Here is a 24,773-nt window from a genome sequence, read left to right as displayed (position 1 = left end):
TATAATGTCGGCTTGTTCCTGCCTGCGCACATCCCGTCAGCCCTGATTAGTCAGCGCCAGACCTGGTGCAGCGTACAAGGCAGCAGCCGCAAAATATTGCCGAATTATTGTGTTTATCACAAGCAATCACCGTAAAGAAGTACATCAGCATGCAAGCCACATCCAGCTTCGTAAACATCGCCGCCTACAAATTCATCACTTTTGACGATACGGCCGAGAAACGCCCAGAATTCCTCGCCAAGTGTAATGAACTGTCGCTAAAAGGCACCATCCTGCTCACCCCGGAAGGCATCAATATGTTTTTGGCCGGCACCCGTGCCGACATCGACAGCTTCCTGGCCTGGGTACGCGCCGATGCACGCTTTGCCGATCTGGAAGTAAAGGAAAGCTTTTCCGACGACCAGCCTTTCAAATACATGCTGGTCAAGCTCAAGCGCGAAATCATTACGATGAAGCACCCGCTGATCAAGCCGGAAGAAGGCCGTGCACCAGTTGTTACGCCGACCACGCTCAAGCGCTGGCTGGACCAGGGTCATGATGATGACGGTAAACCGGTCGTCATGATGGAAACCCGCAATGCTTTCGAAGTCGATGTCGGTACCTTCGACAACACCCTCGATTACCGCATCGAAAAATTCAGTGACTTCCCTGATGTAGTGGCACAGCATAAGGACGAACTGGCGGATAAAACCGTGGTCACCTTCTGCACCGGCGGCATACGCTGTGAAAAAGCAGCCATCCATATGAAGAACGTTGGCTACGACAGCGTGTACCAGCTCGACGGCGGCATCCTCAAATACTTCGAGGAAGTCGGCGGCGCACACTACACTGGAGACTGCTTCGTCTTCGATCATCGCACCGCGCTGAACCCGCGCCTCGAACCGAGCCTGGCAACGACCTGCCCCAGCTGCAACGCGACCGTCACACCACGCGAGCAACTGGCACCAGAGTTTGTCGAGGGCAGCACCTGCCCGCACTGCACAAAATAATTTTCCAGGAACCTGTAGCCACCTGCCACGGGACCATGCTGTTTAACTTAATGTACTTTTAAGCTGCCAAATAAAATGATCAATATCAACGGTGAAATCAAGGTCGACAACGCAGCACCCTTCGTCCTGTTCGGCGGCATCAATGTGCTCGAATCGCGCGACCTCGCCATGCGTTCCTGTGAAGAATATGTGCGCGTCACCGGCAAGCTCGGCATCCCTTATGTCTTCAAGGCCTCGTTCGATAAGGCCAATCGCTCATCGATACACTCCTATCGCGGACCGGGCCTGGAAGAAGGCTTGCGCATTTTCGAAGAGGTGAAGAAAACCTTCGGCGTGCCGCTGATTACCGATGTGCATGAGCCGTATCAAGCCAAGATTGCAGCCGAAGTCATCGATGTCTTGCAACTGCCCGCCTTCCTCGCACGCCAGACCGACCTGGTGGTCGCACTGGCGCAAACCGGCCGCGTCATCAATATCAAGAAGCCGCAATTCCTCAGCCCGCCGCAAATGCTAAACATCGTCGAAAAATTCCGCGAAGCCGGCAACGATAAATTGATTCTGTGTGATCGCGGCACCTGCTTCGGTTACGACAACCTGGTGGTCGACATGCTGGGCTTCGGCGTGATGAAAAAAGTCACGGGCAACCTGCCGATCATCTTTGACGTCACGCATGCATTGCAACAACGTGATTCCCTGGGAACCGCATCCGGCGGACGCCGTGAACAGGTAGCTGACCTGGCGCGTGCCGGCATGGGTGTAGGCCTTGCAGGCCTGTTCCTCGAAGCGCACCCTGATCCGAAAGTGGCGAAATGCGATGGCCCGAGTGCACTGCCGCTGGACAAGCTGGAACCCTTCCTCACGCAATTGAAAGCGTTGGATGACCTGGTGAAATCGTTTGAACCGCTGGACATTGAGGGATAGTACAAATAGTCCCGTCACAATTATCTGCAGGCTGTCTGATGCTCCGCTTTGACCGGGTGTCATAGATATGGATTATCTAATCAGCCTGATCGGACCATTCCTGTCTAAAGATGTCGGGTCTGGGAGCAGAGCAATGCCAGGATGGGTCTACATGGCTATCGGTGGCATAAGCCTTTTAAGTTGGCTAGGCACGAAAGAGCTGAGTGCCAGAATCAACAGAACGAAAGACGACGCGCAAAAAACTCTTTCCACTCACAACACATTGAAGGCCAGCGCCGTTATAGATGAGGGTAAAACCCTCGTAAAGGCGACGATAGACCTGAAAGACGATGTGTATGCCGTATGTATAAGCAGATACGAATCATCTGAACTTATGGCAATTGATGAGATGCAATTTGCATCGATTGAAATGGTTGCCCAGTTTCTCGAAACACAGACGATTTTGCGTCTAGGTGATTTCAAATAAGAGATGCGATCAATTCTGATCACGAAAAAACCCGCGCCATGCCAAGCTCCGGCATGGCGCGGGTTTTTTAGTTACCCAGGTCGAATACCAATACTTCAGCCTGCTGGCCGTCACTGATTTTCAGGCTTTGCTCATCATTCACTTTCAGTGCATCGCCGGTTTTCAGTGCGACACCGTTGACCGTGACCGAACCGCGGGCAATATGGACAAAGGCGCGACGTCCTTTTGCCAGCGTGAGCTCTGCCGTTTCAGTTCCATCGAACAAACCCGCATACAGCTTTGCATCCTGATGGATCAGCACCGAACCGTCGGCACCGTCAGGGCTGGCGATCAGGCGTAAACGACCGCGTTTTTCTTCTGCCGCGAAATGCTTTTCTTCATAGCTCGGAGGAATGCCATTCACATTCGGCTGGATCCAGATTTGCAGGAAGTGCGTGGTCTGCTCTTTGGAATGGTTGAATTCCGAATGGCGTACGCCGCTGCCTGCACTCATGCGTTGCACGTCACCCGGACGAATGACACTGCCGGTACCCATGCTGTCTTTGTGCGCCAGTTCGCCTTCCAGCACGTAGCTGATAATTTCCATATCGCGATGACCATGGGTGCCGAAGCCCTGCCCTGCATGCACGCGATCTTCATTGATCACGCGCAGCGGACCGAAACCCATATGTTTTTCGTCATAGTAATCAGCGAAGGAGAAGGTATGGTGCGAATCCAGCCAACCGTGATTTGCGTGGCCCCGGTCTTCACTTTTGCGAATTTCAAGCATGATATATTCCTTTCGGTGAGTTTTATTGTATGACTTAAGTTTTAATCTATGAGTGTCACTATAGACGTTCAAAATGGATTAAATAAGGGCATAATTCAGGATAAGTCATTCAATTATTTTGAATAATAGAAAATCCATATGAACCTGACGCTGGAAGCCATACGCATACTCGATACCATAGACCGCAAAGGCAGCTTTGCCGCGGCTGCGGTAGCGCTCGACCGCGTGCCGTCGGCGCTGACCTATAGCGTGCGCAAGCTGGAAGAAGATCTCGACGTGCTGCTGTTCGACCGGCGCGGCCATCGTGCCAAGCTGACCACGGCCGGACAGGAATTGTTGACGGAAGGACGCCACCTGTTGCGCGCCGCCGATGAACTGGAACAAAGGGTCAAGCGCACTGCCAGTGGCTGGGAAGTCGAATTGCGCATCGTGCTCGACAGCATTATCCCGTTTAAAAAAATGCTGCCGCTGATACGCGAGTTCGATGAACAGGGTTCGGGTACGCAACTGCGCTTTTCAACCGAGGTATTGTCCGGCGTGTGGGAAACCCTGACCAGCGGTGCGGCTGACCTTGCTATTGGCGTTTCATCCGACGGCCCGGAAATCGTGCGCGGTAGCGGTGACTTCCGCGTGCGTCCTTTGGGCGAAGTGGACTGGGTCTTTGCCGTGGCACCAGGTCATCCGCTGGCTGGCATGCCGGATCCGCTGGCGCCGCAACTGGTACAACAGTATCGCGCCGTCGCCGCCGGTGATAGCGGTCGCTTCCTGCCCAGCGTCAGCGCCGGCCTGCTGACCGGCCAGGCCACGCTGACGGTTCCGGATATACACGAAAAACTGAAAGCGCAGTTGGCCGGACTCGGCTGCGGCCATCTGCCACGCAAATGGGCCGCCCCCTATCTGGCATCCGGTGAACTGATAGAAAAGCAAACGATAGAAATCAAACCCACAGGATTGCCGCAATACGCCTGGCGCACCTCATCGCGCGGCAAATGCCTGAAGTGGTTCCTCAACAAACTGGCAGATCCTGACGTGCAACGCGCACTGCTGGCGGAGTAAGACATGACGAATAAATATATAGGGCGCTTTGCGCCATCCCCCAGCGGCCCCTTGCATGCCGGCTCGCTGGTCGCCGCGATGGCCAGCTACCTGGATGCCAAGGCACACCACGGACAGTGGCTCCTACGCATAGAAGACATCGATGAAACCCGCACCGTCGCCGATGCCACCACTGCCATCATGGATGCGTTGACGGCATTCGGCATGCAGCATGATGGCGAAGTTGTCGTGCAAAGCCAGCGCAAGGATTTGTATCAGGCGGCATTCGAACGCCTGGACAACCTGGTCTATCCCTGTGGCTGCACACGACGCGAAATTGCCGATTCACGCCTCGGCGTGGCGGCAGATGGTGCTGCGATTTATCCCGGCACTTGCAGGCACGGCGTCGCGCCCGGCAAAACTGCGCGTACCTGGCGCGTGCGCGTGCCGGATGCCAGTCAAGGCAATGAAACCATCAACTTCGATGATCGCTGGCTGGGTCCATTGACGCAACATCTTGCGACAGAGGTGGGTGATTTTGTTTTGAAACGCGCCGATGGTTTCTGGGCCTACCAGCTGGCGGTTGTGGTGGATGATGCAGACCAGAGGGTTACCCACATCGTGCGCGGTACCGATTTGCTTGAATCTACCGGGCGACAAATTTATCTGCAACGCATGCTGGGTTTTCCAACGCCGCACTATATGCATGTGCCGGTGGTGCTGAATGATGTCGGTGAAAAGTTATCGAAGCAAACCGGGGCACTGGCGTTGGACCTGGAACATCCAATGGATGAATTGATGAAGGCGGCTCAGTTTCTCGATTTATCGCTGCCACCCGTGAATTCAATAGCGGAATTCTGGCGAGTTGCGATCGCTGCATGGGCACGACGCTACGCGCAAGAGTAGTTGAGGCAGGCGATAAAAAAGGGCGCAATCTTGCGCCCTTTTTTGATGAAGCAAAATAAATTAACGCTTCGGTGCGCCACCCAATAAGGCCGCCATCTTGTGCTTCGGCGGTTTGGCCGGTGCCTGCTCTGCCGGTTTGGCTTCGCTGATGGTCGATGGCGCCGGCTCATATGGCTTGGTAAAGAAAGGATCGATCTTTTCTTTACGTGGTGCCGCATATGCGCTGCGGCTACCCGGATCACGGCCACCCGATGCTTCACGCGGAGCCGATTCACGACGCTCCGAACCACGACCACGCGATTCCGAATCATCGCGACGCGGGCTGCGTTCCTTGCGTTCGCTGGCACGATTACCGGCAGGCACGAAACCGGCAAGTTGTGCCGGCACGAACTTATGCTTGATCATCTTTTCGATATCAACCAGCAGGCGCGCATCCTTATCCGAATACAAGGAAATCGCATCGCCGGAAGCACCGGCACGACCGGTACGACCAATACGATGCACATAATCTTCCGCGTTATACGGCAAGTCGTAATTGATCACGCACGGTAGTTCCGCAATATCCAAACCACGTGCCGCAACGTCAGTCGCAACCAGCACTTCTATCGTGCCGTTCTTGAATGCTTCCAGTGCCGCCATACGCTCGGCTTGCGATTTGTCGCCATGGATGGCCGACGCTTTCACGCCCTCGTTTTCCAGTTGGCGCGCCAGGCGCGATGCACCTATCTTGGTATTTGAAAAAACGATGACTTGCTTGAGGCCACGCTCACGAATGATGTAAGACACTGCATCACCCTTGTCGCCTTCTTCCACCTTGTAGACAATTTGCGTCACATTCTCTGCAGTTGCATTGCTGCGCGCCACTTCAATGGTGACCGGATCCTTCAGGAAGGTGGCGGCCAGCTTTTTGATTTCCGGCGAGAAGGTCGCGGAAAACATCAGGTTCTGGCGTTGCTTCGGCAAGAGATTGATGATGCGTTGCAGGTCAGGCAAAAAACCCATATCCAGCATGCGATCAGCTTCATCCATGACGAGGATTTGCGTCTGCGACAAGTTCAGCGTCTTTTGCTGGATATGATCGAGCAGGCGACCCGGGGTTGCGATCACGATTTCAACACCGGAACGCAGGGCAGCGGTTTGCGGTGCCATATCGACACCACCAAACACCACGACCGAACGCAAGGGCGTGTGGCGCGAATAGGCTTTGACGTTATCCGCCACCTGGTCTGCCAGCTCGCGCGTAGGCGTCAGGATCAGCGCCCGCACCGGATGGCGCGCCGGAGATGCGCTGCTATTGGCATGCGCCATCAGCAATTGAATGATCGGCAAGGAGAAACCGGCAGTTTTACCGGTACCGGTTTGCGCCGCACCCATGACGTCTATGCCTTGCAGCACGACCGGGATGGCTTCCGCCTGGATCGGTGTCGGGTGCACATAACCCTGATCGCTCAGGGCACGCAGGATTTCCGGCGCCAGGCCGAAATCTTCAAAACGAACAGCAGGATGCGCATCGGCCGCAGCGGCGGGCGAAGTAGTAGGCTGGATTACTGGCTGACTATCAGACATGTTTTTTAGCAGGTCTTGCCTCTTGTGAGGCGCCATGATCGATGTCGATGTGGATAATAAAACCGCACAACGAATCCGAAAAAGACCTGGCTCTTTCGATAAATTTGAAATTATTTCTGTGGTGATGAACCGAGGTGTGCGTGCGGACGCAGGCCGCTCTTGAAAATCGGGACCAACTCGACCGCCATCATTACCTCGACAGGACAGCGTGCATTATACGCCTGACGCGAATATCCCGTGATTTATCAAGATGTTGGCGCTAAAACCACGCATTCCGACAGTCCGGCAAACCGTCCGGAAACGGCAACAAGGAATTGCAAAACAGCAATTCCTCGTCTGGGAAGACCCTATATGCCTTATGCAGTCAGGCGCAAAGCCTCGTGATTCGCCGGCAAACGCTGCTGGGAAAGCTGTTGTGAGTGCGAGACGGTACCTGTCGAATGCGGGCTGACACTGCGTCCGGTACGGAAGACCGCAATGGATTGGGTCAAATGGAAGGTTTGCTCTTCCAGGCTGGCAGCAGCGGCAGCGGCCTCTTCCACCAGCGCGGCATTTTGCTGCGTCACCTCATCCATTTGCGAAATTGCCAGATTGACTTGATCAATACCATTGCTTTGTTCACGGCTGGCAACGGTAATTTCATTCATGATGCCGGTTACGCGCTGGACCGAGTTCACGATATCGTCCATGGTCGTCATCGCGTCACTCACGAGGCGATTACCGGCATCGACTTTTTCGACCGAATCATCGATCAAGCCTTTGATTTCTTTCGCAGCGCTGGCCGAGCGTTGCGCCAGGCTGCGTACTTCCGACGCCACCACGGCAAAGCCCTTGCCCTGCTCACCGGCACGCGCCGCCTCGACCGCCGCATTCAAGGCCAGGATATTGGTCTGGAATGCGATGCCATCAATCAGGCTGATGATGTCTACAATCTTTTTCGCGGAAGCGCTGATTTCATCCATCGTCGCGCCTACCTTCTCGACCACCGCACCGCCTTTGCCGGCCACTTCCGACGCCGATTGCACCAGCTCATTGGCCTGGCTTGCACTGTCTGCATTTTGCTTCACGGTCGACGCAAACTGCTCCATGCTGGAAGCGGTTTCTTCAAGGCTGGAAGCCTGCGATTCAGTGCGACCCGACAAATCCATATTGCCGGCAGCGATTTCGCGGGTGGCGATGGTGATCGAATCCACATTGGTACGGATGTCGCCCATGACCGAACGCAGGTTCACATTCATTTGCTGCAGTGCCTGCTGCAATTGGCCCATATCGTCATGCCGATCCACGGCGAAGTCGAAGGTCAGGTCGCCACCGGCAATCACGCGTGTTTCAGCGATCAGGGTACGCAAAGGCCGCACCACGGACGCATGCAGGCTGGCCCATAACAACAGCGCGACGCTGACACCCGCGATCGTCGCCCCGGCATACCAACCCCGCTGTGCCGCACTCTCCGCTGCGGTCGCGGCGACAAAACCCAAAGCTGCAAGCAAACCTATCAACGTCACCATGCCCACAGCGATTTTGCTGCCGAGGCCGATATCACGCAGTGCGGCCAGCTTGCTGAAGATGCCGGTCCTTACCACCGCGCCGCGCCTGATCGCCAGGCCTTTGGCCTGGTCGGCCTTGAAGCGCGCATAAATGGCGCCCGCCCCTTCGACCTGTTCACGGTTAGGTTTGCTGCGCACCGACATGAAAGCGACGATTTCATTGTTTTCACGTACCGGCGTAACGTTCGCATTCACCCAGTAAAAGTCACCATTCTTGCGACGGTTCTTCACCAAGCCGGTCCATGGCAAACCTTGTTTCAGGGTCTGCCACATATCGCCGAAAGCCTCTTCCGGCATATCCGGATGGCGAATCAGGTTATGCGGCTTGCCGATCAATTCTTCTTCCTGGAAACCACTGGCTTCCATGAAAGCCGGATTCACATAGGTAATACGGCCTTTGGTATCCGTCTTCGAGACCAGCGAGCTTCCATCCTGGAGGAAGTATTCGGTACTCGTGACAGGCAAATTGGTGCGCATAGTACATCTCCGGCTTGGAATGAATGGAACGTAGCGGTGACCGGCAGCAAACACCAGCCACAAGAATGAAATAAGAATAATACTTCGAAGCAACTATATTCCCGTAGGGAATATTTTTCTTGCGTTAGATCAAATTTTGCATCAATTCAGTGCAAATTCAGGGAACAAAATCCCAGTGCCCGGACCAGTCCGCCTCTTCTTTCACCACGCTACGGAGCATATCGAAGGCCTTTTGCATCACTTCTGTCTGCTTCTCCCGCGTATAGACCAAATAGACAGGGTAGGAGAACTCCGGCGCGCTTTTTACCAGTTGCAGGGAATTTTGCGCGAGGGCGCGCCGCACAACGCGCGTCCGGAAATAGCCGGTGCCACCGCATTGCAGCAGGTATTGCAAGGCCAGTGGCCCGAGGTTGAAAGACAGCACATTCTTCGCCTTGTCCGGCAAGGCTGCATCATGCTGCTTGCGGAAATCCGGTCCCCAGTCGACATAGACATAGGGCTCGGGATTCTTCGTCGACGAGACTTGTACCAGCTTTTCCTCCAGCAATTGCTCGACTTGCATGCCGGTCCAGTACTCCGGTCGGTACACCAGCGCCGCATCGAGCAAGCCGCGCTCCAGCTTCGATTGCAGGATGGCGCCGTCGCCCACTTCGACCCGTATTGCATGCGAAGGCAATTCGCGCCGCAATTGCAGCGTCCATTGCAACATCAGCGGATTGCACAGGCTCACTTCGCTGCCCAGCGCCAGTGAATCGCCGTACCCGTCGGGCAAAGGCAAATCACGGCGTGCGGCATCCCAGGTTTGCACCAGCTGGCTGGCATAACCGACGAAACGCTCGCCATCATCCGTCAGCCGGGCCCCGGCGCGATTGCGTATGAACAGTGAACAGCCAAGTTGTGACTCCAGGTTTTGCACCCGGGCCGTGACCGTGGTCTGCGTCACATGCAGGCGGGTGGCAGCGGCGATAAAGCTGCCGGAACGCACGATATAGAGGAAGGTGCGCGCGAGTTCTATGTCCATGACCGGCCTTTACTGCAATATTTTTGATAATAAATCGCATTAAATTTCATTTTTAATGCACGGATTAAATATGCATAATTTATACATATTTTAACGCCAAGTATCCAATCCTTTAAAAACTTGTGCGCCGGATGCTTGCCAACTTATCCGGCCGTTTTGAAAGAAGAGCGTCTACGGTTTTTTGATGTATCGACCAGCTGCAATGCCGGTCATCGTTGGGCCTGAGGATGCAGTTCTCCCCCGGCCTTTCAAGTTGTTTTATTCAAACAGGAGGTTTTATCATGGTAGTCAAAGAAGAATTCAAGGTTAAAGATGCATCCGGTCATACCGTTATCCTGCAAAACCTCACGACGGGAATCAGCTACCTGGATTTCGGCATGACGCACTTGCCACGCGATTTCCAGGGTTATCGCGTCAAGTACACCGACCGCATCGCGCAGCCGCAAAGCGACGGCACCTTCAAGCTGAGTGATAGCAACAGCATCTACAGCCGCATCTGAGCTGGATAGCTTGCACCAGCCACCTGCTGCGCGCTGAAACAAACAAGGGCTGACGTTTACGCGTCAGCCCCTGTTTTATCTCCCAACAGCATTAAGCCACTTATCGAGGTGATGACTGCAATGGAATCGCGTCCAATACATAGGTGATAAGTTTCTTCAAACTGCTTGCCATATCTTCTTGTGCAGTATGCAAAGTCAATTCCGCTTGCAGCGGCGTTTCATAGGGCGCGTCGACGCCCGTAAATTCACTTAACTCACCACGCCGCGCTTTTTTATACAAACCTTTCGGATCGCGTGCCTCGCAAGTCGCGAGGTCCGCAGCAATATGAATTTCATGGAAACCTTGCGGACAAGCCATGCGCGCCAGTTCGCGGTCAGCCTTGTAAGGTGAAATGAAAGCGGTAATGCAAATCAGGCCGGCATCGGCGAATAATGCTGCCGCTTCGCCGACACGGCGTATATTTTCACTACGGTCTTGCGGACTAAAACCAAGGTCCCGATTCAAACCCTTGCGTACATTATCGCCATCCAGCACATAACAAGAGTAACCGGCAGCAGTCAGCGCCTGTTCCAGCGCCATCGCCAGCGATGATTTACCGGAGGCTGATAAACCGGTCAGCCACAGCACCGCACCCCGATGTCCATAATGCCGGTACCGCTCATCGGCAGCGATGGCATGTGGTACCGCCGTCAGGTTCTGCGGCAATGCATGCTGGCCCGGGGCATGCTTCATGCAGCACCAATTCCCAACGCCGCCAACAAGGGGCCGAGATATGCCGCATGTTTTTGCCAGCGTCCTTTCGACGTTTTATAGATGGGCTGGCGCACCTGGTTCACACTGGCGGTACGCACGACGCGCCGCGTTTTATGGAATTGCAGGCAAGCCTCGTCCCACGGCAGGCCGATAAATGCGACCAGGCGCTGCGCCTCGGCTTCGAGATTGTCCACCACCGCTTCATAGTCAACTTCTATGAAGCGATCCGCCGGCAAGACCTGACGCAATTGACTCATCAATATTTGATAAGCGCGATGGAATTCACCCAACTCGGTCAAATCATACGTAAACAGCTGTTCGCCGACGAAGTGTTTGCTATAGCAAGACAGGCAGGTATCCACCGGGTCGCGCCGACAATGAATGATGCGCGCACCGGACAGGATCATTGGTATCAATCCCGCATAAAGGAAATTGGCCGGCATTTTATCGACCAATCTATCCTTCCCGTGTGCGAATGGCGCTACCCGTCTCAGGTAATCCTGTCCGATCGCACGTAGTCGATCAGCCGGCATGGTCGCGAGGTCTGGCGGGAATGCGCCCGCGGCTTCAATCGCCAGGCGCAAGGCACTCAATTCGCCGGCACCATGCACTTGCGGATGCGAAGCCAGGATTTGCTCCACCAGGGTAGTGCCCGAACGCGGCATACCGACGATGAATACCGGCAAATCGGATGGCGCACCACCAACGTCATCCAAATTCTTCAAATCAGTAGTAAAGGTGGTGGCTATGCGCTCCATCCACTGTCTTGTCGCTACGCTATCGTATGTAAACGTAGCGCGCTTCAGTCCGTTTGCCGCATGCAAGTGATGAAATGCGCGTGCCGAATTGCCGGTATCGAGATAAGCCTTGCCGAGTGCAAAATGCGCTGCCGTGCGGTCCAGCAATGGCAGACTGCCAGCTTGTACCAGCGCCGCTTCCAGCATGTTTATATCCGGATCATCCGCCTGATACACCTTGGTATCGTTGCGTGCAGTCAGGGCGCGGATCGAAGCCGGGAATTGCTGCAATACCTGATCGAAGGCGATGATTGCGTCTTCGCTGCGACCGCTCTCCATGAATAATGCGGCACGCGCCAGCAGTGCTTCTTCCGCCACATTGCCCGGCAACAGCACGGCCTGGTCAAATGCGTGCAGGGCTTCATCATGCCGTCCGAGTGCTTGTAACACCTGCCCCAGGGTATGGTGTGCATTCGCATGGTCCGGTGCTGAAAGGACAGCGCGATTGGCCCAGGCCAGCGCTTCTTCATTGCGCTCCATTTTTTTCAAAATCTGCGCACGTGCCGTCAAACCAGCTATGTGCTGCGGCGCAAATGAATACAGCATATCCAGGCTGTGCAAGGCATCCGCGTAGCGCAAGCGCGCGACTTCAACATCGGCCAGATTCAGATAGGCATCGACCAGCTTTGGATTGAGATCGATCGCATGCCGTGCGGCCGCCGCAGCTTCATCAAATTTGCCATGGGTATTCAACAGGAAAGCGAGATTGCTATGCGCCTCGGCATAGTTGGGATCAAGTTCCAGGGCCTTTTTGTAATGTTGTTCGGCCTGTTCCAGGCGACTCATACGACGCCAGGTGTTCGCCAGATTGTTATGTCCGCGCGCATCGTTCGGCTGCAGCACCAGCACGCGCTGCAGGCAATCGAGGCTGGCTTCCAGTTTGCCGCTTTCCTGCAAGATAATGCCAAGATTATTCCATGCATCAACCAACTGCGGTGCCATACGTACTGCACGCTGGGCAGCCTGCTCCGCCTCAACCAGCAAACCCTTTTGACGACACATCTCGGCCAGGTTGCTAAAGTAAATTGCCGGGGCATTGGCCGCCTGGCAAGCCTGCCGAATATGGCTCACGGCCATATCCAGGCGTCCGTATGCATGCGCAATCAAACCCAACAGATGCATCGCATCCGATTGATAAGGCCATGCCAACAACACATGTCGACATAACTCTTCAGCCTGTACCGCCTTACCGGCATTCCAGTATGCGTAAGCACGCTGCAAGGCTTCAGGTACGGTGAGTTGCTGCGCTCGCGGAAAGTTCTCCTGCAGATCGTTCATATTGCACTGCGCTCCGTCAAAAACGCCAGCGTGCCAGCAGGCTGCCGGTTTGCGAGGTGTAAGCACTGCCTTTTTCCAGCGTGTATCCGGCCGATAGTGTCAACTTGTCGCTACGCAGCAGCGTGGCTCCCAGCGACAGGACGCCGGTATCGCGAACGGCCGTCGGGCCCAGAGTCACGAAAGTAGTGGCACCTGATAAATCGGCAGCAAAGTTGGCAACTGATTGCAAACGCGTGTCGCTAAACTCGTGCCGCCACAGTATTTGCACCATGGGTTTGAGCAAGCCGTAGCCAGTCTGGTAATCACGCTCCAGCTTGAAACCCAGGTCACTCTTGAGCGAATGGGTATCTGCCGCTGCGACATTCAATGCCGCACCATTGCCACCCGTTTCCGTATAGGCATCAAGGCGCAAGCTGCTATACGTCAAACCGGCCAGCGGCGTCACGACCGTCCCGTTTGCAGCGATCGGATAGCCGGCCAGCGCAGCAGCGGTATATTGCATGCCTTGGTAACTGCTATTCGCAGTACCGGAAAAGCCAGTGAAATCCAGCAAGCGATGCGCATCAATATTGCTGCGCATCGCACCGAGGGAAGCATTCAGGTACCAGGGATCGCCACGATAGCCTGCATAAGCCGTCAAGCCATAGGAATCAACACGTGCATGGCTACCGGAATTGTTGCCGTCGTTGGAAACCGAAGTGCTGGCATAACTAAACACAGCACCGACACGCCAGCGTTCATTCAGCGCGGCATCCGCACCCAGCAGCAAGCCGTTGTAGCTGGCGTGGTAGCCGGAAACACCGTCGCGCTCGTCGGCCGACGCGCGACCACCAAAGGCCTGGCCCCAGACGGCCTTATCGCTTAACCCATCACCGCCGGATAAACCACTGCCGACAGATCCACCAGTTGGAACACTAGCGTCCAGCCGATTGAATACCATGCCATTCACATGCTTGCCGATTGCATCCGTAGCACCGGCTATGCCGAAGGTACTGGACGATATGCTCAATTGTGCGCCCGCGCGATTTGCATCCGCGGCTGTGCCCAGTGCTGCGGCGGCGTTGAACAGATTCATCAGTGCTGCATCGGTACCGGTGTACTGGTACAAGCCATCCAGTGTGTTGCGCGCGTTTGCCTGGTTTGCCGGATTCACGATTTCTCCATCCAGCGTCAGTAACAAGCCCAGCTTGCTGCCATCGATGATGGTGCTGCCTGTAATGTCACCACGATAGCCATCAGCCAGATAACGCAGTGTCGCCTCGTTATAGTTGCTGCCTGCGCTCGACGCCTGCAGCACCAGATAACGCTGGCCGTTGGCGAAACGATAACTGCCATTCTTTTTCAGCGCCACACTGGAACCGGCATCGATCACCGCACTACCGGAAACTAGCAAACGACCATAGCCGCTATCAGCGCTCTCGCCATTGGCGATCGCGCCGCTGGCAACACCGACATTCAGGGTCGCAGCCGCGCTTTGCTGGTAATTACCCGTTACGCTGATTTGATTATTGACTTGCAGCACGCCGGCGGAGTTGATGACGCTGTTGCTGCCGACATTGATATTGCTGTTGAGCAGCTGGTTGCCGCCACCGAATACCCAGTTGGAGGACGTATTCGTAATCAGGCCTATGCTGCCGTTTTGCCCGGTCAGTGTGCCAAACGTATTACCGGAACCACCGAATATGGTTTGTACCCGGTTCGAGTTGTTGATGATGTTGCCGGAGATGGTTCCCGCGTTGCTCAATGTGGTAATCGTCGCGTTTGATTCTATGACGATCGCATTGCTTGCTGTAATTACGCCGCTATTGTTCAGGCTGCCTATCGTTCCGCGCACAACATGGATGGCAGTCATATCATCAGTCACCAGGCCGGCATTGTTGAAGGTGGTAATCGTGGCGGTACTTCTCACATCGCCGTTGATGATGCCGCCGTTGATGATGCCACCGCTCAGATTATTCAGTGTCGTAATCCGTCCGCCGTCATCGTTATATATCCCGGCTACCGTGCCGGTGATCAGGCCGCTATTGTTCAGTTCGGTAATGAGAGAAGTACCGGAACTACTGTAGTTGTAGATGCCGCTGCGCGCACCGTAGATGGTGGCACCGCTGTTGTTGTTGAGCGTGCCTATCGTGCTGCGATTATTGTTATCGATGCCGTAGCTATAACTGCCCAGATTGCTGTCGCCACCGCGTATCGTGCCGTTGTTGGTCAGCGTAGCTATTTGCCCACGCCAATTCTGTATCCCGGCAGCCATTTCGGCACCAGCGATCACGCCACTCCTGCTATTACTGAGATTTGTGATCGTTCCCCAGTTGCTGATACCGTTAAAGCCATTCGGCGCTGCTTGTATCGTTCCGTTATTGACGATACTACCTACCCGGCTACCCGTATCGTTAAAGAGTCCGTGGTCACCACCATTGATAGATGCACCGCTGGCATTATTGATCGCGGTTAGAGTCTTGTCGTTATAGATACCAGCGAATGTCCCGCCGATGTAGCCACTATTGCTGAGTGTGCCTAGCGTACTGCCATCGGTGTACACGCCCGAGCTGCCGCCACTCAAACGACCACTGCTTTCTACCGTCAGGTCGCCATTGCTCCAGTTGTATGCACCAGACCCAGGCACAAGCACGACCCCTGTAATCGGCGCATCTGCCTGCGCCGGGGATGCGGCCATCAGCGACAAGGCTGCTGACACCGCGAGACTCAGAGTGCTGAGTCTCGCACTGGCGGCAAGGCCTGCCACCGGCTTGCAGGCTATACCCGCTTTAACTTGGATCTGGCGCATGGCTCTCCCTGTCTGTGCAAGTAACTCAAAAACGCCAGCGCGCCAGCAAGCTGCCGGTTTGCGAGCTATAGCCGCCACCTTGTTCCAGCGTGTAGTTGGCCGAGAGTGTGAGCTTGTCACTGCGCAGCAAGGTCGCCCCCAGCGACAGCACGCCGGTGTCTTTCACCGGTTTGGCACCCTGCGACGTGAACGAAGTCACACCCGTGGTATCGGCCGCAAAGTTGGCGATCGATTGCAAACGCGTGTCACTGTACTCATGACGCCACAGCAATTGCACCGATGGTTTCAACAAGCCGTAGGTGGTTTTATAAGCGCGCTCCAACTTGAAGCCAAGATCACTTTTTACCGAATGCGTGCTGGAACTGCCGACCTGCAAGGCAGCACCGTTACCGCCAGTTTCGGTATACCCATCCTGACGCAGGCTGCTATAGACCAGCCCTGCGAGTGGCGTCAGCACCGCACCCGGCAAGACCTGGTCAACCTTGATCGGATAACCGAGCTGCGCCGCCGCGATGTACTGCATGCCGTTGTAGTTGCTGTCAGCAACGCCATGGAAACCGGTGAGGTCGACCACACGATGCGCTTTCACATCACTGCGCATCGCACCGACTGAGATATTCAGGTACCACGGTTCACCGGTGTAACCGGCATATGCGCTCAAGCCATAGGAATTAATACGGGAATAGCTACCGGCGTTGTAGTCATCGTTGGAAACCGAAGTGCTTGCGTAATTGAACAAGCCACCGACGCGCCACTGATCGTTCCACGCGGTATCCGCACCCAGCAACAAGCCTGCATAGCTGGCGTGATAACCGGATACGCCATCGCGTGCGTCAGCCGATGCCTTACCGCCAAACGCCTGGCCCCATACCGCCTGGTCGCGCATGCCGTCACCGGCAGACAAGCCATTGCCAGCCAGACCGGCAACAGCAGAGGTATTGCTCAAACGGTCGAATGCAATACCCGTAACTTGCTGCGATACCGCAGTACTGGCACCCGCCACACCTGCTTTGCCAGCTGCCGGGTTCAATTGCGCACCGGCACGATTACCTTCGTCGCTGGAACCAGACGCTGCCGCTGCATTGAACAGATTCATCAGGCCTGCATCCGTGCCGCTGTAGTTGAACAAAGCATTCAGCGTATTTTGTCCGTTGCTATTGGTAGCCTGATTGTCGGCGGCGCCATCCAGGGTCAGCAGCAGGGACAGATTGCCACCGCTGGCTATGGTGCTGCCGGTGATGGTGCCGCTGTAACCGGTGGCACCGTAATTCAAGGCCGTTTCGTTATAGTTGGTGCCGCTGCCATTGGCTTGCACCACCACATAGCGCTGGCCGTTGGCAAAGCGGTAGGCGCCGGTTTTCTTAAGCATGACGCTGGAACCGGCATCGATGACGGCACTACCGGAGACGATCAGGCGACCGTAGCCAAGGTCGGCGCTGTCGCCATTTGCAATTGCGTTACGCGCCACACCGATATTCAGGGTTGCCGCTGCGCGCTGCGCATAATCGCCGGTGATGTTGATGTAATTATTGACTTGCAGTACGCCATCCAGATTGACGACCGAGTTGCCAGCCGTACCGACATTGATGTGGTCATTCAATAATTGATTGCCCGCGCCGAACACGAGCTGCCCATATGGATTATCAATCAGGCCTATGTCTGCGGCGCCGGTGCCACCGCTGGAGCCGGTCAGCACACCAAAGGTCGTGCCGCTGCCGCCCTGTATGACCAGGTCGTAGCCTACGCTGTAGTTCCTGATGTTGCCGGCCACCTTGCCGCTGTTGATAAAGTTACCTATGGTGCCAGTGCCACCGAGATAGATTGCATCAACCGGAGAAGTCAGTAAGCCGCTGTTATTCAGGGTTCCTATATGGCCATCATTAGATAAGGCATATGCGGTGGTACTGCTGCTGGAACCGGCGATCGTCCCCTGGTTATTCAGGGTATCGATAGTGCCAAAGGAATCATTGTAGACGCCGTTCTGTATCAAGCCGCCCGGCTTATTGTTCAGGCTAGTGATCTTGCTGTAATTAACGACGCCTGCGAAAGTATCGCCAGCAATCGTGCCACTGTTATTCAACTCAGTAAACACGCCGACGTTGTAAATCAAGATGCCAGCTATCCCACCAAAGATGCGGCCGTTATTGTTGAGTACGCCTATATTTTCGCGATTCTCTATACCAAAATTGTCGCCCTCTATTGCACCATTGTTGACGATGCTGCCTATGTTGCCGCCATCATTTTTGAAGCCGGTATAACGACCTTTGATCAGACCGTTGTTAAGCAATGTAGTGATCGTCCCGCTGCCCGCGTTGTCAATCGCATAGTCTGCATCTGAAATAACACCGCCTTGATTATTGACCAGGGAGGTAATGAGGCCTTGGTTGGAGATGCTATAGCTGCTTCCTGCAACTGCCGGACCGGATACAAAAATTTTTCCGCTATTGCTCAGTTCGGTAATAGTGCCAAGATTCCAGATAGCCATTGCACCGCTCACGATTCCAAGCGTGCCATTGTCCAGCTTGCCTATGGTTCCGCGATTAATGATCGCGACCGCATCACCGCTGATGCTGCCGGTATTACTCAGCAAGCCTATCTGGCTGTTTGTTGCATTCGAGAGTGCGACGCCGTCGCCAGCACTGCCGATGCCCCAGATGGTGCCGGTATTGCTTAAGGTAGCTATCGTGCCGGCGTAGTGCATCGTCGTAGGGGACGGCCCCATGCTGGTGATTTGGCCACCATTGCTGATGGCCGTCGGACCATAGATATCACCGTTATTAGTGATGCTGGTGATCAGGCCCGCATTGAAAATACCTGTCGTGAACCCACTGATGGCACCAGTTGCGGTATTGGTCAACGCTGTAATTTCACTACTAGCGCCGTTGAATATTCCGTAAGTATCCGTGCTGGTGATAGTCCCGCTGTTGCGCAAGATGTCTATCGTGCCGGCGCTATTGCTGATGCCGCCGTAGTAACCGCCTGTAATGGTGCCACTATTATTCAGCGTACCTATATTCGCACCATCGGGATTCATGTTGCGCATGTTGAGCAAGCCAAATATGCCGTTTAGCGTACCTGCGTTATTCAGAGTGGCTATCGAGCCGCTATTGCCCAGGGATTGTATGTATCCGCCGGTTTTATTCTCCACCAGGGTAATCGTCCCCGTATTGATCAAACCACTGCCAAACCCGGCGGAGCCGACGAGAATGCCGCTGTTTTCCACCTTAGTGATCGTGCCCTCATTCACCAGATCAAAGATGGTGCCGCTACTGGCGTTTACCAGATTGCTTATCGAGCCAGTGTTGGATAGACCCACTATCGTGCCGCCATTATCCAACTGGCTGATGAAGCCCTGATTCGCCAGATCAGCGATCGTGCCGGTGCCGGCATTTACCAGGCCATAGATGTTGCCAGTCTGCTGATTGGTAAAGCTGTTGATCACGCCCTCGTTGAGCATGCCTGCCGGAGCGCCACTGATGGAACCATTATTGATGAAGGCATTGATTTCGGCCCCCTGGGTGCTGACTACTCCGTAGTAGGTTTCGCCTCGTATCACACCGTTGTTCTGTAACTGATTGATAGCAGCGCTACTAAACAGACCAGCGAAAGCGCCGTTAATCGTGCCGTTATTGAGAAAATCCCCCTGGGTGGAGGCGCTACTTGCATAAATCGCAGCATCACCCGGATCAGAGTTGAGCGTGACACCGCTATTAACCGTGAAATCGTTGTCGCTCCAAAACTGTGTTGCGCTTGTATTCACCGAAATCACGGTTTGCCCAAGAGCCACTGTCGGCAACATGGTGCTCAGTGCAGTGGCGATGGCGAGACTGATGACCGTACGTTGCGGTCGAGTGGTTTTCATTCTTGTTTTCCCTGGTGGTAGGCAGCGGTCGGACTTACGGTCACGGCAAAAACGCAGGCCTGGAAGTAGCCAAAATGCGCTAAAAGTATTGTAAAAACGGGAAAACTATAGGCAGACCGGCCAGCCTTGTATGTAGAACAAATGTTCTACAAGCAATATCCGTGGCCGGGCGTACAATAGGCGCCAGCCATTTTTGCGGCCGACACACTAATTGGGGCCCAGGTAGGGGGCGGCGTCGGCAAGGCCACTCGTGGCGGCTACCAACACACATCCGACATTGCCGCATGAGATACCCGTCCGCACGACTCTTTGCCAACGCAATATTCGTCTTTTCCCTGACCCTGTTGATCGCGGTCGGGGTCTGGTACCTCACCGCGGATGGCAATTCCACACCGCAAGCCAGCGTGCACTTGACGCAGGCCGACTGGCAGGTGACAGACGCGCCAGCCCTGGAGGCACCACCTCCCCGCATGGAGAGCAAAAGCCTGCCCGCTGCCTGGCAACAGCTCACACTGCCGCTTTCATTACCGTTGACCGACCGACCTGCCACTGACGCGACGGTGACAGGACAAGGTATCCACACGACCTGGATACGTTTCCCGCTCGATAAGCTATCGCTGCCGTCCGAGGCGCTGATGCTGTATGGCGTGCGCATTAAAACCGAAGGCACGATAGCGCTGTATGCCAATGGCCGGCTCATCCATCGTGCGCAGGCACAGGGCCCGCTGTGGAACAGCCTGTTCACGCCGCTGCTCGTGACACTGGATCAAAGCAATATTGATGGTCCTTTGCGCGAGATTTTGTTGCGCATCCAGCACCCGGCGGAAACGCGCGTCGGCATGTCATCCTTATGGCTGGGTACAGCCGGGGCCTTGAAGGGTCGTTATTACGAACGCCAATGGTTGCAGCGTGAATTACCTGCAACCCTGAGCGCGGCATTTTTGGCGGTAGGGATATTTGCCTTGTTTGTATGGTTCCGGCGCGGGCAGGAAATCGCTTACCTGCTATTCTTCAATCTCGCCGCCATTTCGTTTGTCGGGCATTTGCATTACTACGTTGATTTGCCGATCACCAATGACTGGTTTGCCTGGCTTACCAGCAATGCACTGTTTTGGCTGATTGCCATCGTGCACCTGTTCCTCTGCCAACTACACGGCCGCCCACTGGTATGGCTGACGCGTTTTATCTTCGCACTAGTAACCGGCATCAGTGCGCTGACCCTGGCCCATATCCTGCCGTTTTATCCGAGCACGTCGATACTCGTTCCCGTCATTTATGGCGTAGCCGTCATTCTCGGCGTGGTGGTCTCGGTCACCGGCGCAATCTATTCATGGAAGCGTTCGCGCGATGGTGTTTTGGTGGCAATCGGCACCGCCATCGCAACCTTGCTGGGCATGTCCGATTGGCTCTTGTATTCCAACTTCATCAATCCGGAAGGCTGGTTCCTCGGCGCTTATACCAATGCGGTCACCTTCGCCATGTTCGGCACCTTGATGTACCGTCGCTATGTCAGCGCCATCGATGAAGTCGAACAAGCCAATGCCAACCTGGCGCAGCGCTTGCAAATACGGGAAGCGGAACTGGAAATCAGCCACCGGCAACTGCGTGAGGCGGCACTGCGACAAACCATCAGCGATGAACGGCAGCGCCTGATGCAGGATATGCACGATGGCCTTGGTTCATCGCTGATCAGCGCGATCCGCTCGGTGGAACATGGCGGCGTCAGCGATTTCAAGATTTCACAAATCCTGAAGGATTGCCTGGACGACCTGAAGCTGACCATCGACTCGATGGAACCGATAGAAGCGGACCTGGTGCTGCTGCTCGCCACCTTGCGCTTCCGCCTGGAACCGCGACTGGAAGGCACCGGCATTACCTTGTTATGGGAGGTACAAGACTTGCCGACACTGGCTTGGCTGGATCCTTCCAGCGCGTTGCATATCCTGCGCATCGTGCAGGAAAGTGTGGCGAATATCCTGCGTCACACCCGGGCCAATGAAATCCGCGTCAGTACCTCGCGTGATGAAAATGGTGTGAGCGTGAGCATCGAAGACAATGGTCAGGGTTTCGATATCGAGAAAGCGCTGGCCAGCGTCGCCGGTCGTGGTTTGCATAACCAGCAACGGCGCGCAATGGCGGTAAATGGCAAGGTCAGTTGGGAATCAGGTAAAAACGGCACGAGGTTCGTGTTGTGGCTGCCGCTGGCGCGGCAATAAGTGCCAGCGACAGCCAAACGGAATGCATACTTTCCTGCAATAAGTACTCAGCTGCCGCGATAAGTTGAGTATGCCCACGGTGACACTACCAGCGGCACATGATAATTCTGGCTGGCATCGGCAATACCGAAAGCCAGCACCACTTCATCGACAAAGCGCGGCGAAGGCAAGTCCACCCCTTGGCCGGCAAAATAATCGCCGGCGGCAAACACCAGTTCATACTTTCCCACCAGCATTTCCGCACCCTGCAACAAAGGTGCATCACAACGCCCATCGTCGTTGGTTATCTCATTTTTAAGAATTTTCCTATTTCCCGCAGCATCGACCGCGTACAGCGCCAATTTCACTCCTGCGCCCGGCTTTCCCTTCGTGATATCCAGCACGTGTGTACTCAGTTTTCCCATAATCCCCCCGTTTATTTACCTTGTTTATTGAGTACGAAATTTACTCCGTTCATTGCTTCAAATCATATACCGCCAGCCTCTAATCCATATACGCCTCACCTTATATCAGCCATGCATTCAGCGGACATAATTCAGTGCCGACACAGGTAAAGCCGAATAACAAATCTTCACTAAAAGAGGCTGGAGACATGAGCAAGCAAAACTACCCTCGTAATATGACCGGTTACGGGCGCACGCCACCGCACGCGCAATGGCCTGGGCGGGCACGTATCGCTTTGCAATTCGTGTTGAATTACGAAGAAGGCGCGGAAAACTGCGTACTTGACGGCGATGCTGGCTCCGAAACCTTTCTCTCCGAAATCATAGGCGCACAAAGTTTCCCTGCGCGCCACATGAGCATGGAATCCATTTACGAGTATGGCTCACGCGCCGGCCTGTGGCGCCTGTTGCGCATGTTTGAAGAACGCAAGTTGCCACTCACTATTTTCGGCGTCGCGCGCGCCATGCAGCGCAATCCTGACGCAGTCGCCGCATTCACCGAACTCGGGCATGAAATTGCCTGCCATGGCCTGCGCTGGATCAGCTATCAAAACATGGATGAAGCTACCGAACGTAAACACATGGCAGAAGCAGTCAGCATCATCCGTGACCTGACCGGCAGCGCGCCGCTGGGCTGGTACACCGGTCGCGACTCCCCCAATACACGCCGCCTGGTAATGGAGCACGGCGGCTTCGCCTACGATGCCGACAGCTATGCCGATGACTTACCGTACTGGGAGCCTGTTGCGCACCGCGATGCGAATGGCAAACAGGTGACGACACCACAGCTGATCGTACCTTACACCCTCGATAGCAACGACATGCGCTTCGCCGCGCCGCAAGGTTTTAACTCCGGCACACAATTTTTCGATTATCTGAAAGACGCTTTCGATGTCTTGTATCGCGAAGGTGATCCGCAAGGATTGAACCAGCCGAAGATGCTCTCTGTCGGCTTGCATTGCCGCCTGATAGGTCGTCCCGGCCGTGTCGCCGCCCTGGCGCGCTTCCTTGATTATGTACAAAACCATGAGCAGGTCTGGATTACCCGTCGCATAGACATCGCCAATCACTGGCGCGCCACGCACCCATTCTCAAACTGAATTCACAGGCATTACCGGCCGTGGCGGCTCCACGGAAAACCGACAAGACGCGGAACCCTGTCTTGTCGGATGAAAGGAGTAGGTAGTTCGTTTTTCTCATACATATAAAAAATCGGGAGACAAAGATGTACAAGCTAAAATTAAAAAAGCTACAACTCGTTATGGCACTAGGTTCGGCATTCGCTCTGCCAGCCATGGCACAAACATCGGTTCAGGTCACAGGTGTAGTCGATACTTACCTCGGTTCGATGAAACAAAGCGGTGACGCAGGACGCACCAGTTCCGTCAACGGCGGCGGCATGACTACCTCGTGGTTTGGTTTCAAGGGCACCGAAGATCTCGGTGGCGGATTGAAAGCGACCTTCAACCTGACCTCATACATCCGTACCGATACCGGTGCAAATGGCCGTTTCAATGGCAATGAAACCTTCTTCTCGCGCGATGCGAATGTTGGATTACGTGGAAATTTTGGTGCGATCTCACTGGGCCGCGATCTGTCACCCAATTTCCTGCCATCGATCATTTCCAATCCATTCGGCGATTCCTTCCAGTTCTCGCCTTTGATCCTGCACAAGGATGTTCCCTTGTTCAATGCATCAGGCTGGACCAACTCGGTCGCAGGCGATACCGGCTGGAGTAATGAAATCATGTACACCACGCCTGATATCGGTGGCCTGAAAGCGAGTATCAATTACCAGTTCGGCGAAGTGGCGGGTAAAAACGGCAAAAACAATGTCGGCGGTAACCTGCTCTACTTCAATGGCCCGCTGGCACTGACCGCCTATTATCAAAAGGTACAAATCAATAACCCGATGAACGTACCGGTAGGCAATGTACAACCAGGCGGCAACATTCCATTCGCCAGCGGCATCAGCGCTGCGCGTCAGACGGCATGGTTTGTCGGCGGTGCCTACGACTTTTCCGTCGCCAAACTGTTTGCCAGCTATAACCAGTCGACGCACGATATCGACCTGAAGGACAAGACCTTCCAGCTCGGTACCAGTATCCCGCTGGGACAGGGCGCCATCCTGGCATCCTGGGCCAATACCAAACGTGATGGTGTGGCAATTGGCACGGAGTTAAAACGCAATACCGCATCGTTTGGCTATGACTACAATCTGTCCAAACGTACCGATATTTACTCGATCTATATGTACGACAAGATCACCCAGCAATCAGCCGGGAATAGTGTTGCAGTTGGTATCCGCCATCGCTTCTGATGCCGGCCTAACTTGCTGACGCAAGAGTGATGCCCAATAAAAAAGAGTCACAGTAACGTGACTCTTTTTTGCATTACGACAGGGAGCGTAAATTACGCACCCTGATTCCTGATCTTAT

At 54.8% G+C, this 24,773-nt stretch carries 18 protein-coding genes; 9 read left to right on the top strand and 9 right to left on the bottom strand.

Features of this window, described 5'->3' with window-relative positions:
* Window positions 1-149: 149 nt before the first annotated feature.
* The 3 genes from ACFQPC_RS18090 to ACFQPC_RS18080 all read left to right on the top strand — a co-directional run bounded on the left by ACFQPC_RS18090 (window position 150) and on the right by ACFQPC_RS18080 (window position 2,376).
* The gene (locus ACFQPC_RS18090; RefSeq protein ID WP_382273251.1) at window positions 150-989 is read left to right on the top strand and encodes a sulfurtransferase; all 840 of its coding nucleotides are present in this window, start codon (window positions 150-152) and stop codon (window positions 987-989) included.
* A gap of 75 nt (window positions 990-1,064) precedes the next feature.
* Window positions 1,065-1,910 carry a 3-deoxy-8-phosphooctulonate synthase gene (kdsA, locus tag ACFQPC_RS18085; RefSeq protein ID WP_382273249.1) on the top strand — a complete coding sequence of 282 codons (846 nt, stop codon included), beginning with the start codon at window positions 1,065-1,067 and terminating at the stop codon, window positions 1,908-1,910.
* A 67-nt stretch (window positions 1,911-1,977) separates the two neighbouring features.
* Window positions 1,978-2,376 carry a hypothetical protein gene (locus ACFQPC_RS18080; protein ID WP_382273247.1) on the top strand — a complete coding sequence of 133 codons (399 nt, stop codon included), beginning with the start codon at window positions 1,978-1,980 and terminating at the stop codon, window positions 2,374-2,376.
* 67 nt (window positions 2,377-2,443) lie between these two features.
* On the opposite strand, the gene ACFQPC_RS18075 is transcribed toward ACFQPC_RS18080, so the two are convergent.
* Entirely contained in the window at window positions 2,444-3,145 is a 702-nt protein-coding gene (locus tag ACFQPC_RS18075) for a pirin family protein (protein WP_382273246.1), read from the bottom strand.
* A 138-nt stretch (window positions 3,146-3,283) separates the two neighbouring features.
* Here ACFQPC_RS18075 and ACFQPC_RS18070 point away from each other — a divergent pair, with 138 nt between their 5' ends.
* Window positions 3,284-4,201 (top strand): LysR family transcriptional regulator, encoded by a 918-nt coding sequence (locus ACFQPC_RS18070; RefSeq protein ID WP_382273244.1) that lies wholly within the window; start codon window positions 3,284-3,286, stop codon window positions 4,199-4,201.
* Between the two features lie 3 nt (window positions 4,202-4,204).
* Window positions 4,205-5,086 (top strand): tRNA glutamyl-Q(34) synthetase GluQRS, encoded by an 882-nt coding sequence (gene gluQRS, locus ACFQPC_RS18065; RefSeq protein WP_382273242.1) that lies wholly within the window; start codon window positions 4,205-4,207, stop codon window positions 5,084-5,086.
* Window positions 5,087-5,146: 60 nt separating this feature from the next.
* Here gluQRS and ACFQPC_RS18060 read toward each other — a convergent pair whose 3' ends face one another.
* From ACFQPC_RS18060 to ACFQPC_RS18050, 3 genes are all read right to left on the bottom strand, one after another.
* Complete coding sequence (locus tag ACFQPC_RS18060) at window positions 5,147-6,652, bottom strand: DEAD/DEAH box helicase (RefSeq protein ID WP_382273240.1); 1,506 nt, start codon at window positions 6,650-6,652, stop codon at window positions 5,147-5,149.
* A 356-nt stretch (window positions 6,653-7,008) separates the two neighbouring features.
* Entirely contained in the window at window positions 7,009-8,676 is a 1,668-nt protein-coding gene (locus ACFQPC_RS18055; RefSeq protein ID WP_382273238.1) for a methyl-accepting chemotaxis protein, read from the bottom strand.
* A gap of 157 nt (window positions 8,677-8,833) precedes the next feature.
* Window positions 8,834-9,697: a LysR family transcriptional regulator gene (locus ACFQPC_RS18050; protein WP_382273236.1), complete on the bottom strand. Its 864-nt coding sequence runs from the start codon at window positions 9,695-9,697 to the stop codon at window positions 8,834-8,836.
* A gap of 281 nt (window positions 9,698-9,978) precedes the next feature.
* Between ACFQPC_RS18050 and ACFQPC_RS18045 the strand changes: the two genes are divergently transcribed.
* Window positions 9,979-10,197, top strand: coding sequence for a hypothetical protein (locus ACFQPC_RS18045; RefSeq protein ID WP_382273234.1), 219 nt, complete (start codon window positions 9,979-9,981; stop codon window positions 10,195-10,197).
* Between the two features lie 100 nt (window positions 10,198-10,297).
* On the opposite strand, the gene cysC is transcribed toward ACFQPC_RS18045, so the two are convergent.
* The 4 genes from cysC to ACFQPC_RS18025 are packed head-to-tail and all read right to left on the bottom strand — an operon-like array spanning window position 10,298 to window position 19,676.
* Window positions 10,298-10,930 carry an adenylyl-sulfate kinase gene (gene cysC / locus ACFQPC_RS18040; RefSeq protein WP_382273232.1) on the bottom strand — a complete coding sequence of 211 codons (633 nt, stop codon included), beginning with the start codon at window positions 10,928-10,930 and terminating at the stop codon, window positions 10,298-10,300.
* Window positions 10,927-13,026, bottom strand: a complete 2,100-nt coding sequence (locus tag ACFQPC_RS18035; RefSeq protein WP_382273230.1) for a tetratricopeptide repeat-containing sulfotransferase family protein — start codon at window positions 13,024-13,026, stop codon at window positions 10,927-10,929. The genes cysC and ACFQPC_RS18035 overlap by 4 nt, the downstream gene beginning before the upstream one ends.
* Window positions 13,027-13,042: 16 nt before the next feature.
* Complete coding sequence (locus ACFQPC_RS18030) at window positions 13,043-15,814, bottom strand: autotransporter family protein (protein WP_382273228.1); 2,772 nt, start codon at window positions 15,812-15,814, stop codon at window positions 13,043-13,045.
* 25 nt (window positions 15,815-15,839) lie between these two features.
* Entirely contained in the window at window positions 15,840-19,676 is a 3,837-nt protein-coding gene (locus ACFQPC_RS18025) for an autotransporter domain-containing protein (RefSeq protein WP_382273226.1), read from the bottom strand.
* Between the two features lie 284 nt (window positions 19,677-19,960).
* On the opposite strand from ACFQPC_RS18025, the gene ACFQPC_RS18020 reads away from it, so the two are divergent.
* Window positions 19,961-21,892 (top strand): sensor histidine kinase, encoded by a 1,932-nt coding sequence (locus ACFQPC_RS18020; RefSeq protein WP_382273224.1) that lies wholly within the window; start codon window positions 19,961-19,963, stop codon window positions 21,890-21,892.
* A gap of 47 nt (window positions 21,893-21,939) precedes the next feature.
* On the opposite strand, the gene uraH is transcribed toward ACFQPC_RS18020, so the two are convergent.
* Complete coding sequence (uraH, locus tag ACFQPC_RS18015) at window positions 21,940-22,296, bottom strand: hydroxyisourate hydrolase (RefSeq protein WP_382273222.1); 357 nt, start codon at window positions 22,294-22,296, stop codon at window positions 21,940-21,942.
* A gap of 188 nt (window positions 22,297-22,484) precedes the next feature.
* Between uraH and puuE the strand changes: the two genes are divergently transcribed.
* Window positions 22,485-23,435, top strand: coding sequence for an allantoinase PuuE (puuE, locus tag ACFQPC_RS18010; protein ID WP_382273220.1), 951 nt, complete (start codon window positions 22,485-22,487; stop codon window positions 23,433-23,435).
* A 125-nt stretch (window positions 23,436-23,560) separates the two neighbouring features.
* Window positions 23,561-24,655, top strand: coding sequence for a porin (locus ACFQPC_RS18005; protein WP_382273219.1), 1,095 nt, complete (start codon window positions 23,561-23,563; stop codon window positions 24,653-24,655).
* Window positions 24,656-24,773 lie beyond the last annotated feature (118 nt).

This window comes from Herminiimonas glaciei (assembly GCF_042664955.1).
Taxonomy (GTDB): Bacteria; Pseudomonadota; Gammaproteobacteria; order Burkholderiales; family Burkholderiaceae_D; genus Oxalicibacterium; species Oxalicibacterium glaciei.
Note: the sequence above shows the minus strand (reverse complement) of the source record. Positions and strands in the feature narration are given on the sequence as shown.

Bases quoted from the DNA above. Each gene is read 5' to 3' on its own strand.
- ACFQPC_RS18090 (WP_382273251.1), top strand. From the start codon at position 150: ATGCAAGCCACATCCAGCTTCGTAAACATCGCCGCCTACAAATTCATC.
- kdsA (WP_382273249.1), top strand. From the start codon at position 1,065: ATGATCAATATCAACGGTGAAATCAAGGTCGACAACGCAGCACCCTTC.
- ACFQPC_RS18080 (WP_382273247.1), top strand. From the start codon at position 1,978: ATGGATTATCTAATCAGCCTGATCGGACCATTCCTGTCTAAAGATGTC.
- ACFQPC_RS18075 (WP_382273246.1), bottom strand. From the start codon at position 3,145: ATGCTTGAAATTCGCAAAAGTGAAGACCGGGGCCACGCAAATCACGGT.
- ACFQPC_RS18070 (WP_382273244.1), top strand. From the start codon at position 3,284: ATGAACCTGACGCTGGAAGCCATACGCATACTCGATACCATAGACCGC.
- gluQRS (WP_382273242.1), top strand. From the start codon at position 4,205: ATGACGAATAAATATATAGGGCGCTTTGCGCCATCCCCCAGCGGCCCC.
- ACFQPC_RS18060 (WP_382273240.1), bottom strand. From the start codon at position 6,652: ATGTCTGATAGTCAGCCAGTAATCCAGCCTACTACTTCGCCCGCCGCT.
- ACFQPC_RS18055 (WP_382273238.1), bottom strand. From the start codon at position 8,676: ATGCGCACCAATTTGCCTGTCACGAGTACCGAATACTTCCTCCAGGAT.
- ACFQPC_RS18050 (WP_382273236.1), bottom strand. From the start codon at position 9,697: ATGGACATAGAACTCGCGCGCACCTTCCTCTATATCGTGCGTTCCGGC.
- ACFQPC_RS18045 (WP_382273234.1), top strand. From the start codon at position 9,979: ATGGTAGTCAAAGAAGAATTCAAGGTTAAAGATGCATCCGGTCATACC.
- cysC (WP_382273232.1), bottom strand. From the start codon at position 10,930: ATGAAGCATGCCCCGGGCCAGCATGCATTGCCGCAGAACCTGACGGCG.
- ACFQPC_RS18035 (WP_382273230.1), bottom strand. From the start codon at position 13,026: ATGAACGATCTGCAGGAGAACTTTCCGCGAGCGCAGCAACTCACCGTA.
- ACFQPC_RS18030 (WP_382273228.1), bottom strand. From the start codon at position 15,814: ATGCGCCAGATCCAAGTTAAAGCGGGTATAGCCTGCAAGCCGGTGGCA.
- ACFQPC_RS18025 (WP_382273226.1), bottom strand. From the start codon at position 19,676: ATGAAAACCACTCGACCGCAACGTACGGTCATCAGTCTCGCCATCGCC.
- ACFQPC_RS18020 (WP_382273224.1), top strand. From the start codon at position 19,961: ATGAGATACCCGTCCGCACGACTCTTTGCCAACGCAATATTCGTCTTT.
- uraH (WP_382273222.1), bottom strand. From the start codon at position 22,296: ATGGGAAAACTGAGTACACACGTGCTGGATATCACGAAGGGAAAGCCG.
- puuE (WP_382273220.1), top strand. From the start codon at position 22,485: ATGAGCAAGCAAAACTACCCTCGTAATATGACCGGTTACGGGCGCACG.
- ACFQPC_RS18005 (WP_382273219.1), top strand. From the start codon at position 23,561: ATGTACAAGCTAAAATTAAAAAAGCTACAACTCGTTATGGCACTAGGT.